The organism is Mesorhizobium sp. LCM 4576 (assembly GCF_001854815.1).
Lineage (GTDB): Bacteria > Pseudomonadota > Alphaproteobacteria > Rhizobiales > Rhizobiaceae > Mesorhizobium > Mesorhizobium plurifarium.
Window position 1 is genome coordinate 36,965 of sequence record NZ_MDDT01000059.1, and the last position, 10,022, is coordinate 46,986.

11 protein-coding genes are annotated in these 10,022 nt (G+C 61.5%); 5 read left to right on the plus strand and 6 right to left on the minus strand.

All coding sequences use genetic code 11. The features are described from left to right. Positions 1–535: 535 nt before the first annotated feature. Positions 536–1,729, minus strand: coding sequence for a sodium:proton antiporter (locus tag LCM4576_RS29645; RefSeq protein ID WP_071035968.1), 1,194 nt, complete (start codon positions 1,727–1,729; stop codon positions 536–538). Positions 1,730–2,625: 896 nt separating this feature from the next. Between LCM4576_RS29645 and LCM4576_RS29650 the strand changes: the two genes are divergently transcribed. From LCM4576_RS29650 to LCM4576_RS29670, 5 genes are all read left to right on the plus strand, one after another. Further along, positions 2,626–3,144, plus strand: a complete 519-nt coding sequence (locus LCM4576_RS29650; protein ID WP_244510952.1) for a sigma-70 family RNA polymerase sigma factor — start codon at positions 2,626–2,628, stop codon at positions 3,142–3,144. Then, positions 3,131–3,916 (plus strand): anti-sigma factor, encoded by a 786-nt coding sequence (locus LCM4576_RS29655; protein WP_071035970.1) that lies wholly within the window; start codon positions 3,131–3,133, stop codon positions 3,914–3,916. Before LCM4576_RS29650 ends, LCM4576_RS29655 begins: the two co-directional genes overlap by 14 nt. A 104-nt stretch (positions 3,917–4,020) precedes the next feature. Further along, positions 4,021–4,290 (plus strand): hypothetical protein, encoded by a 270-nt coding sequence (locus LCM4576_RS36970; protein WP_198540338.1) that lies wholly within the window; start codon positions 4,021–4,023, stop codon positions 4,288–4,290. A gap of 126 nt (positions 4,291–4,416) precedes the next feature. Then, positions 4,417–4,716, plus strand: coding sequence for a hypothetical protein (locus LCM4576_RS29660; protein WP_131803317.1), 300 nt, complete (start codon positions 4,417–4,419; stop codon positions 4,714–4,716). A 255-nt stretch (positions 4,717–4,971) separates the two neighbouring features. Then, positions 4,972–5,736, plus strand: a complete 765-nt coding sequence (locus tag LCM4576_RS29670) for a DUF4336 domain-containing protein (RefSeq protein ID WP_071035972.1) — start codon at positions 4,972–4,974, stop codon at positions 5,734–5,736. Positions 5,737–6,445: 709 nt separating this feature from the next. Here the strand turns inward: LCM4576_RS29670 and LCM4576_RS29675 are convergent. The 5 genes from LCM4576_RS29675 to LCM4576_RS29695 all read right to left on the minus strand — a co-directional run. Then, entirely contained in the window at positions 6,446–7,636 is a 1,191-nt protein-coding gene (locus LCM4576_RS29675) for an FAD-binding domain (RefSeq protein WP_071035973.1), read from the minus strand. Between the two features lie 14 nt (positions 7,637–7,650). Continuing rightward, positions 7,651–8,217 (minus strand): SH3 domain-containing protein, encoded by a 567-nt coding sequence (locus tag LCM4576_RS29680; RefSeq protein ID WP_083361563.1) that lies wholly within the window; start codon positions 8,215–8,217, stop codon positions 7,651–7,653. A gap of 13 nt (positions 8,218–8,230) precedes the next feature. Next, the gene (locus tag LCM4576_RS29685; RefSeq protein WP_041005331.1) at positions 8,231–8,476 is read right to left on the minus strand and encodes a DUF982 domain-containing protein; all 246 of its coding nucleotides are present in this window, start codon (positions 8,474–8,476) and stop codon (positions 8,231–8,233) included. Positions 8,477–8,539: 63 nt separating this feature from the next. Next, a complete protein-coding gene (locus LCM4576_RS29690; RefSeq protein WP_041005330.1) occupies positions 8,540–8,959 on the minus strand; it encodes a hypothetical protein in 420 nt (139 codons plus the stop codon). A gap of 806 nt (positions 8,960–9,765) precedes the next feature. Next, a partial coding sequence (locus LCM4576_RS29695) for a PRC-barrel domain-containing protein (RefSeq protein WP_131803319.1) occupies positions 9,766–10,022 on the minus strand: 257 nt, incomplete at its 5' end.

The following is a 10,022-nucleotide window of genomic DNA, read 5'->3' on the forward strand; positions in this document are numbered from 1 at the left end:
GGATCCATCATGCTTGTGYAGCGCTCCCGCGCCTGTAGGAACCGGTCTGAGCTCGACCGATTCTTCAGGAGGTCGCGACGGTTCGACGCCACGAGCAAAGCAGCTATGATCAGGCCAGGGGAAAAGCACTGCGGAGGCGATGATGCTCCCAGGGAGAAGCGCATTTTCCTCGATAGAGTTGGYGCCGCTTGGTAGAGCCTTCGGCGGGCAGACGAACTTGCCGGGAATGACTGACGAGCGGGAGCCAACGGCTGCCCGCGTTGGCCTACGATCAGACCGACACCGCATAGTGGACAAAGCTGAATTGACCAAGCTTTCTCGCACGCCTCTCGGTCGCTGCTCCTAGCAAATCGCACTTCCTGGACCGCTGCTTTGCTCGGGCACGCTGTCATCATCTCAAAGAGGCAAGCCGCTCTTGATGAAAAAGGAATTCAGGCCCATCCTCTCGGCCACGGGAGGGATGGCCGTCCCGCACGGCCCGTGYAGTGCCGGCTGCCGAAGCGCGAAGTCCCCCTTCACGGCAGCCGGCGCGCCCTTACGCTTTTTGCTCGGCCGTCAGTCCCAGCTTCTTGATAAACCATGGCATTGTCAGGCCCTGGACAAAGATCGAGAACGCCACCGCGRCAAACGCCGTGACGATGATCGCGCCACGCTCAGCTATGTCCTGCGGCAGGGCAAGGGACAGCGCAAGCGCGAGTGAGCCGCGCAGGCCGCCCCAAACGAGGACATGCTGGTAGTTGAGATCCACCTTCAGCGAAGTCGGCTTGAGYAGGGCGCAGAGCGGATAGATGGCCAGTACCCGGCCGAGCAGTACGAGTGCTACGGCGACCGCCGAGCTACCCGCAAAAATCCCGAGCGGCTGGTGCGCCTCATGGCCGCCGATCAGGATGAACACGATCGAGTTGGCGAGGAAGGCGGCATAGGCCCAGAATGCCAGCACGTGGCTTCGCGCGTTGGCGGATATCGCGCCTTTCCAGCCCACATTGCCAACCAGAAGGCCGGAGGTGAGCGTCGCAAGAACGCCTGACATGCCGAATTTCTCGGCGATCAGGAACGACCCATAGGCCGCGATCGTCGTCAGCGTAATTTCCACCAGATGGTCCTCGGTCCGCCCCGCGATCAGAAGAAGAACCGCTGCGACGGCCGCACCCACCGCGATGCCGCCAGCCACAATCCACACGAAGGAAGAGGCGATGGCCACGGGCGTGGCGCTTGCGCCTGATGCCACCGCAACCAGGATGGTGAAACCGACGGCGGCCGCGCCATCGTTGAGCAGGCTTTCGGATTCGACCAGAAGCCCAAGCCGCGGCTGCACCCTCATCTCCTTGAAGGCCGCCAGCACCGCAACCGGATCCGTCGCCGCGATCAGCACGCCGAAAAGGCTTGCGCCAGTCCAGCTCCATCCGAGCAGCCAATGCATCCCGAGTGCTACAACAGCCGCAGCGATCGCCACCCCCGGAAAGGCAAGCAAAGCAGTCACCGGCAGGTTGACGCGGAAATGACGCCATTCGATTTCAAGGGCCGCCTGGAAAATCAGCGGAGGCAGAAATACCGTGAAGATCAGGTCCCGGCTGAGTGGCAGTTCGGTAACACCCGGGACAAAGCCCAGCGCTATGCCGGCAGCTACCAGCCCGACGCTGTAGGGAAGGCGCAGCCGCCTCGAGATCATCGCGACGAGCGAGGCCGTCAGGAGTATAAGCCCGAGCGTGGGAATGGAGAGTTCGTCCATTCCGGATTATGGCTAGCTGGGAACGGATTCGGCAAGCAAAAGCCGTTGCCACCAACAAGCGCGGTCATGGACGGCGGCTACTCTTGACAGGCAAGGAAGGTCTCGGCCCCTTCACGGACGGATCAACATGCCGTCTGATGACGCGAGATCGACACCGGTCAAACCCGCCGGGTACCGGTGCCCGCGCACGCATGGCGCCTCCAAGAGGCAAGTGCCGCCGCCGGTTGCCTGCGCACGCAGCGGAGGTGGGCCGCCAAAACGGTCGCCTGGACGCGGGAGACGGTCTATCGCAATGCCGTTGGTCTTCTTGGGGCGAGCGCAAGGTTGAAATAGCCTGGCAGTTGCTGGCGCTTGTCGCGGATCGAGGYCGTCTTATCCGGATCGGCTGGCTTGGCGCCTCGGGACGAGCGGCCTGCCGGCAATCAGGAAAACCACCGCGAGGCCACCTACCAGCAACACAGCAGCGAAGGTGTTTGCAATGATCTCGCCCACCCGCATCGCGACCCGTCCTCATTCTTGCTCCGGCCGGCGTTGTCGACGAGCCGGCTCTCGTTGATACCGTCGAGCAGCGGATTCTATTCCGGCTTGCTAGAGTGATGAGGGTCGGCTCGCACTCCGGAATATTTTCTCTGTTGCTTGGAATAGTTTCCGGCCTGCCTTGGTAAATGGTGCAAGGAGGGTGAGCACAAGACCTGTCGAAGCCAATATCGGACACGGGAGCGGCGCAAGCATCTGAGGATACATGGCACCCAGATCTYGGAACCGGGAGGAGCACGCTCCCAGTCGGCCCAGCGGAAGCTGTCCCTGCCCGCTGGGCCGTCTACCCGTCAGCCAGATTCAAAATGGAGATCCTGAAGTGACGCAAAAAAGTATATCTTGGTGATATGAAAACCAGGTTGGACGTCATACCGCACCTCGAGGATCTTTGGCGTTACGGTCGCGTCCTCACCGGCAACGATTCTGATGCGGACGACTTGGTCCAGGAGGCGCTTGCCCGCGCACTGACGATGGCCGCCAGCTACGATACCTCACGTCCCTTGCTGCCCTGGCTCATCACCATCGTGYGCAACACATTCCTCACGAACGCCAGCCGGGCCGTTGCCACCCGGCAGCGCATGGCATCATTTGCGGAAGTAGCAGAATCGGCCTTGCCGCCCTCGCAGGAGCATTCGGCTGAACTCGCGAAGGTACAAAGGGCGCTGACGCGAATGCCGGCCGAGCAAGCGGAGATACTGCATCTGGTTGCGGTGCTGGGGTTCACATATTCAGAGACCGCCAATCTTCTGGGCGTGCCGGCAGGGACCGTGATGTCGCGCCTCAGCCGCGCCCGAGCGGCGTTGAAGCATAACCTGGAAGACAAAGAGGACGGGTCTTCCCGTCTCAAGATCGTGGGAGGGCGCGATGCGGCCTACTGATGGGATTTCCGAAGAGGATATCGGTCGCCTTCTGGACGGTGAGCTTTCAGCGTCGCAGAGATCGGACCTGCAAGCCCGCCTCGCACGTGAGCCGGAGCTGGCGGCGGAGGTCTTTGCTCATGCACAACGTATGGAGGCGTTGCGCGCCTCACAGCCACAGCGGCTGTTTCCGCCTGCCGCGAGCATGGAGAAGGCGAAGCGACTGGAGAGTGCCTTTCGCCGCGGAAAGATGTTGGCACTACTGAGGCTCCAGGTCGCCGCCGTCGTGCTGGTTGCGATCGGCTGGGGCGCGAACTCGTTGACTGTGCCGCTCCGCYAAGGCGGCAAGACGGCTGATGAGACCTTCATCTTGGCCGCACGAGACGCGTTGCGGGTCGCGCAACTGAATGCGGGCCCGGAGAGAGGCGTCGAGCCGAAGCAGGACAAGATCGAACGGCTGGTCGGTGCCGTCAACGTCAGCATGCCGACCCTGCCGTCGGTGTGGGTGGTGAAGGACGTCCAGGTGCAGCCGTGGAACGGGAAACAAAGCCTCGTCGTCACGGCAGATACGCCAAGCGTTGGTCGCATCACGCTGGTGGCAGCCCCCATGAATGGCGAGGACGCAGTGCCTCCCACCCCGGCAACGGACGGACGCGTGCCAACGGTCTACTGGCAGTCTGGAGGCACCGCCTATGCCTTGATGGGATCCGCCGCGCCGGACCGGCTCGAGGTGGAAGCAAAGCAGATTGAAGTCGCCACGCGCAGGAATGTTGCTCCCAAGACTCGAGGTTGATCGTCGCCTAACGTTGACGCGCGTTCCCATCCTCCACCATCGGCGCAGCGGCGGCCTCGGTCTCGGTGCGTCGCTCTCGATAAGGCCCGAAGAAGGCTCGTGTGATGAACATTTTGTCGTTTGAGAGACGATATTATCCCTCAAAATGTCCGATCTGTGCTGGCGCCGCCTTGGAGGCTGATATCGCGCTGCGCAAGGTCGAGTTCCAATGCGCTTGTTGCGGCCCCTTTGAAATCACTTCGGCAGCGCGCGTCGCAATGAAGGGGCTCTCCGAGGAGAACCGAAGGATGTGGCTGTCGCAGGCCAGGCAACAGAATTCGACTGTCCCGTTTGTTGCCTGTGCAAACGAGACGCTGTCGCGGGGCGGATCGTGAATCCGCGTCATGGCACTTGGGAAGTGCGCCCGCGCGGATACTTCCTTGCGGCCCGGCATCGAGGTGGGGGGTTCCGGGCCGTTCCAGATGTGTTTGTGTCCGATCTTGTACCGAGAGGTGTCCGGCTTGAGTGCAGCAAACGCCATCCGCAAGCTTGAAGACTACGAAGAAGTTGGGCTCATCGGCTATCCCTGCGATGGAGACTACATCGCGGTGGTTGGCGCAAACGATCGCGAAGATTGGCTGCTCGGAGGCGAGCTGYGCGGCTTCAACGGTGCTGTTATTGCCGAACAGGCTGCGGCGCTGCCGCGCTACTATCCGCAAGGTTGCCGTCTCGTGCTCGCCACGATCAGGAAGGACAGGGTTGTTGCCATCCGGAGCTACGATGACACTCAGGCCAACGAGCGGCCGGAGTTGCGGTCATGACGAGCGGATCAGACGCCCGAGACGCGCTCGCCCTTGATGATGCGCCTTCCGAGATCCGCGCCGCGGCAATGCTGCGAGAAACCGGGTCGATGTCCTTCGACGCCGGCGTCGAAGCGGCGTTGGTCGCAGCCGCCGCCGAAATGAGGGTCGCAAGATCGGAAGTCGTCCGCCTGGCTGTTCGTGAATGGCTGGCGGCGCGCCAGCGCGGAAGTGGTTGCTGACCCACGCCGAGCCACTCCGAAGGATTGAGAGCTGATGCCGAGCCCTGAGGAAACTTTGAACGGCCAGTCCGCGTTGAACCTGTACGAGCCGATCAATCTKCTCAAGCCGGTCGCACCGGACGTGTGGATCGTGGATGGACCGCCGATAGACTTTGACCTCGGCCTGATGAGATTTCCCTTCAGTACCCGTATGACAGTTCTGCGGCTCCGCAATGGCGATCTGGCGCTCCACTCGCCGGTAGCTCTGACCCCGGCGCTGCGATCGGCGGTCGATGTGCTCGGCCCGGTCCGATTTTTGATTGCTCCGAACTCGCTGCACTATTGGTGGGTACCGGACTGGAAGGCGSCCATTCCCAATGCCGAAGTTATGGCCGTGCGCGGTTTGCAGAAGCGGGCCAAGCGTCCGATTGCCGTGGACCGGCTTCTGGTGGGGCGGCACTCGCCATGGCCTGGCGAAGTCGACCTTTTGGTCGTTCGAGGCGATGTGCTGACGGAAGCTGTGTTGTTCCACCGCGCCACGCGAACCCTGATCCTCACCGACCTGATCGAGAACTTCGAGCCGAAGCGGATACACAGCTGGTTCTTGAGACTGTTCGTAAGACTCGCAGGCGCCGCCGACCCCGACGGCAAGGCACCGATCGACATGCGATTGAGCTTCTTCCGACGCCGCAGAGCGCTGCGCATGGCAGTCCAAGAGATGCTGGCCTGGCATCCGGAGCGTGTCATCATCTCGCACGGGCGATGGTATGACAAAGACGRCACTGCTGAGCTGAGGCGAGCGTTCCGCTGGGTGCTGTGAGGCCTTGCTTCATTTGACTGGAACTCAGACGCCGGCGGTGGCTGATAGAAAATCACGCTCGTTGTTGACCGCAGAGCTGACACCCATCGGCGCCGTTCCTCGAAATCCGGTTGGAGCGGCCATTTCTAATCGGTCGAACGCAAGTGTTTTGCTGTCCTGACTAGGCTTTTACTGCATCGTCAGCGCCATCCAGCCTGCGCCCCCGGATCGCCTCGGCCACGAACACGCGCGATAGCGCGTGATAAAGAGGCTCGCGCGAAACGAGGCCAGCCGTGCCGTAGCCCAACATCGCCGCACACATCCGAGAGCCGCGAACGGCACGCTGATCAATCCGGTCGATATGGCTCCAGCTCAGAAAACAACGCGCGGTTGCCGGATGCGACGCGAAGTCCTGCCCGCGAGCGCCGCAGCATGGGGTATTTCCGCGAGATGCCTGCCATGCCTGTCCTTGAGGAAAAGCCTACCCTAACACAGGCACGGCGCTGGATCCGCCCAGCCAAGCTCGCGGCAAAGAACTGAAAATGAGGATCAAACGGCGGTCTCCGCCGCCAGGCTTGGCATTCATCCGCATGACCCGGGAAGGGCACCGACCAGAGCAGCGGCAACTCGTCTTCCAGGAAGTGGAGGCTTGCACCCCGATCGTCCGCCAGGCAACGGGTTCGGGAATCGCTTTCCGAAGAGAGAGGTGTAGTGCTGCAGCCGGGACCGGCTAACGCCAGCGATAGTCGGGGGGGTGCAGTGCGTCAGTAATTTCTTTTCCGATCACCAGACGCGCCAGGCCGGGTATTAAGAAAGCCTTTGTCACCAGGTTGCGGAACAAAAGTCCGAGCCGCGTCCTGGGCGCCAAGGCGCTCGCGAATCTCGCTGCTCCCTGCTGCTTGGTTCGTATGTAGTTCCGCAAAAGCGCTTCGTAGCGACCGAAAGCCTCCTCATGTCGACCATCGGCCTTTAAGAGTTCCCCTGCCAGAACATAGCCGGAAATCATGGCCAGCGCCGAGCCCTGCCCAGCTAGCAGGGAAACGCAAAAGGCGGCATCGCCGGTCAACACTWCGCGACCTTTGGCCCATCTGTTCATCGCGATCTGGCTGACGCTGTCGAAGTAGAGCTCATCGGTATGACCCAGTTCCTCCAGGATGCGTGGGCATTCCCATCCGCCATCGGCATACTTGTTGCGCAGCATTTCCTTTTGCAGGTCCAGCGCCGTTGGCAACGGACTCTCACCAACGGTGAAGACGAACAGGAAAAGGGTGYGGTTGCCATGCAACGTGAAACGGCCGAGCATCCGCCCCGGCAGGCCGTACATCAAATACACGTCTTCATCGCGTGGCCGGTAGCCCTCGGCCTCGAATGCCGCGACGGCGTAGCCGAGCTTCTTCTCAAACTGATGCTGCGGTCCGAACGCGAGCCGCCGAACGCCTGAATGCAAGCCATCGGCGCCGACTACCAGCGAGTAGTCGCGTTCGCCTCCACGTTCCAGTTGCACCCGAACACCGTGCGAGTTTTCTTCGAGCCCAACGATCTCATTGTCGAAAATGACTTCGGTGGTGTCTTTGATCTTTTTGAAGAGCAGTCGCGAGAGATCGCTGCGTGCGAGGGTCACGTAGCGGCCGTTTGTCAGTTCGCCGAAGACGTCCGTGCCAAAGCCTCCGACGCGCTTGCCGTTCTCACCCACGATGCGCATTTCGCGCACGTGATATCCTAGGCGATTGATATCTGCCTCAAGGCCCATCCACGAGGCGATGTCATAGCCAAGGCCCCAAAAATCAATGACATAGCCCCCAGTGCGCAATTGGGGCGCCCGTTCGATCAGCGTCGGCCGGAATCCGGCGGCTGCAAGCCAAAAAGCCAGTGCCGGTCCGGCAATTCCTCCKCCTGAAATCAACACCGTTCGCTCGGCCATCCAGAAGCACCAGGTTAGAGCACTTCGCCCRGGTAGACGCCCCATAGCCCGGTTTGTTTCATGAAACCCGTTGAGGCACGCGATGCGACCGCGCACCATTGTCCGTCGCATCGGGTCAGCTCGACTTCCACGCGCGGCTCGAGCCACGCAAGGATGGCGCTGTCCGCCGCCGGCTTCGCGTACAAGGCAAGCGGCTGCCTGGACCAGGGGGCGACGACGCCGGTTCTGCGCCCTGACAGGAGCGAGTGATGGATCCAGCCGGAGCTTCCGTCCCAATCTCTCACCCGTCGCCAATTGCCGTACTCCTGATAGATCTCCAGGGGGATGCCACGTCGTTTGAAGACCCATTCGATAGTATAGCCGACACCTGGCCCAACCCGCAGATTGGCGGACGAAGCCTTTAGCGAGACGAAACGAGGCAGGGGAAACGAGCCAGCGTCCGCTCGCAGGGCGCCCGTGGTGTTGGCCGACGCYGCGAGCAACAGAATTGCAAGGACGCCACRGACGAAGGCAAGCCGCYCGCGACAGCCAGTTTGCCGTCTGGCCGGCAGGAAACCGAACGGAGYTACGCGTTTTGCCATGACGACGGGCTGCTTACTCGACGAGCATGTGCGCCTCTCGAGCCGCGTCGATCAAAGCGTCCCTGGCAAGGTCGGCCGCGATACCGCCGTTCATAGCCTGCCGGCAGGCTCGCAGCGCCGTCTTGTGCTTCTGGCTTCCCGCGCCGCGCCAGTGCCTGGTAAGCAGGTCGATCGCCTGGTTGGCATTGAGGACGTTGTTGATCTCCCCTGATATGCCGTTAGCCACTGGCACGGGCCTTGAAAACCACGCTTCGTCCATGGCTGCGCCTCCGTCGCGAGTAGCGCCCGGCGACACACCGTCGGCCGGGGCGAACCAAAGTCATCAGCTTTTGGTGTTCTCCTGAGCCACGCTGTTCGTCGGGATCGTGTCCATCGCCGACAGTTTGTCGGCACACAGATCCGCCGCACCCGGCACATCCTTTTTTATCCCGGCCAGCTTCACCCATCCGCCATCGCTGATGAAGCTGTCTCGCTGATAAGAAGAGGTTTCCTTCAGCTTGGCGAGGTTGTCGCTGGCATTCGACGCTGTAATAAATTTTTGGACGCACAGATTGGCTGCCAGCTCGGCCTTTGCCTTGATGGCCGATGTCTTGGCCATCTCCGCCGCCGTTCCAGCCGTCGTCCAGCCTCCGGCCGTGAAGCCGACGATCATCGTCAGCACAACGGCACATACCACCGTCCAGAACCACAGCTTCTTTGACGGTTGGTAAGCGTCGAAGCGTTGCGAAAATGTTTGTTCCATAGTTTCCTCCCTTTGAGACGCCYGTGTCTCAGGTTGCTTTCCAGCGCCCTCGTGGATGCTGGTCGTGTGGCGATCGGTCGATCGACCGAGATGATGGGGTTTTCTCGGCGGGGGCGATCCAGATCAAGATGCGGGGTAGGGGGATGCTKGGTCCGAGAGGCAGAAGTTTCGGCCTTGAGCGCTTCGGTGCAGATCCTCGAGCGCTCGTCTTCCATATTGCAGCCCGAGAAACGCTCGGCATGAGCATCCGAAAATTGTTCAAAGTGGCGAGCACGGACAAACTTCACCTCGTTGCTGCATCTACCGATCCCGAGCAGAAACTATTCCACGACAGTCGCAGATATGTGTGGGCGGCGGGCTCGGTCGCTTCCGTGGGCCCTCAGGCCTTGTCGCGAAAGCTCTGTGCAACTGGGGGGCAAGTCAGGAGACCACACGGACGGCGACCGAGCGGCAACCGGCGCCGGCCAGGTGGCTGGCCGGAACGTGACGGCCGCGGACGAAATCCCATCGGCAGCAAACTGAGTTCATTGGCTGCGCGCGATAAAATCTGCCATTCCCGAGCTTCATGGCGCGCCGTGGGCATYCGGCTCAACCTGGCGCACGGGCCGGCATCTGCGTGAATCAAGGGACGGCGTCGGATGCGGTGAGGCAAGATTGGGTTTGCGCTTTACCCCAGGCTTCCCGAGAGACGCCAGCATCAGCCCGCATCACGGACACGGCTCGCGTCGGCAGCGTGCTCGAACGTGTGCCGTCGGAAAGTCGATCGGTGGCGAGGGCCGCTCGGGATCGGAGCGGCCCTCGAATGACTATTGCACAATCATGCGCTGGCTGTTGCGGTTTTCGGCCCATGTGCTTTTGTCGTACGCGGGCTGGGCCTCCAACTGATCCTTGGTGAAATTAGTATAGAGGTATTTGCTGCCGCTGCGATCTTGCATGAATGAAAGCTTGTCCATGCCTACGGCCACTTCCTTTTCACCGATGCCGAGGAAACCGCCGACATCGACGATGACCGCGTCAACCTTGCCATCCTTTGTGAGGACCACATCGCCGATCTCGCCTACCT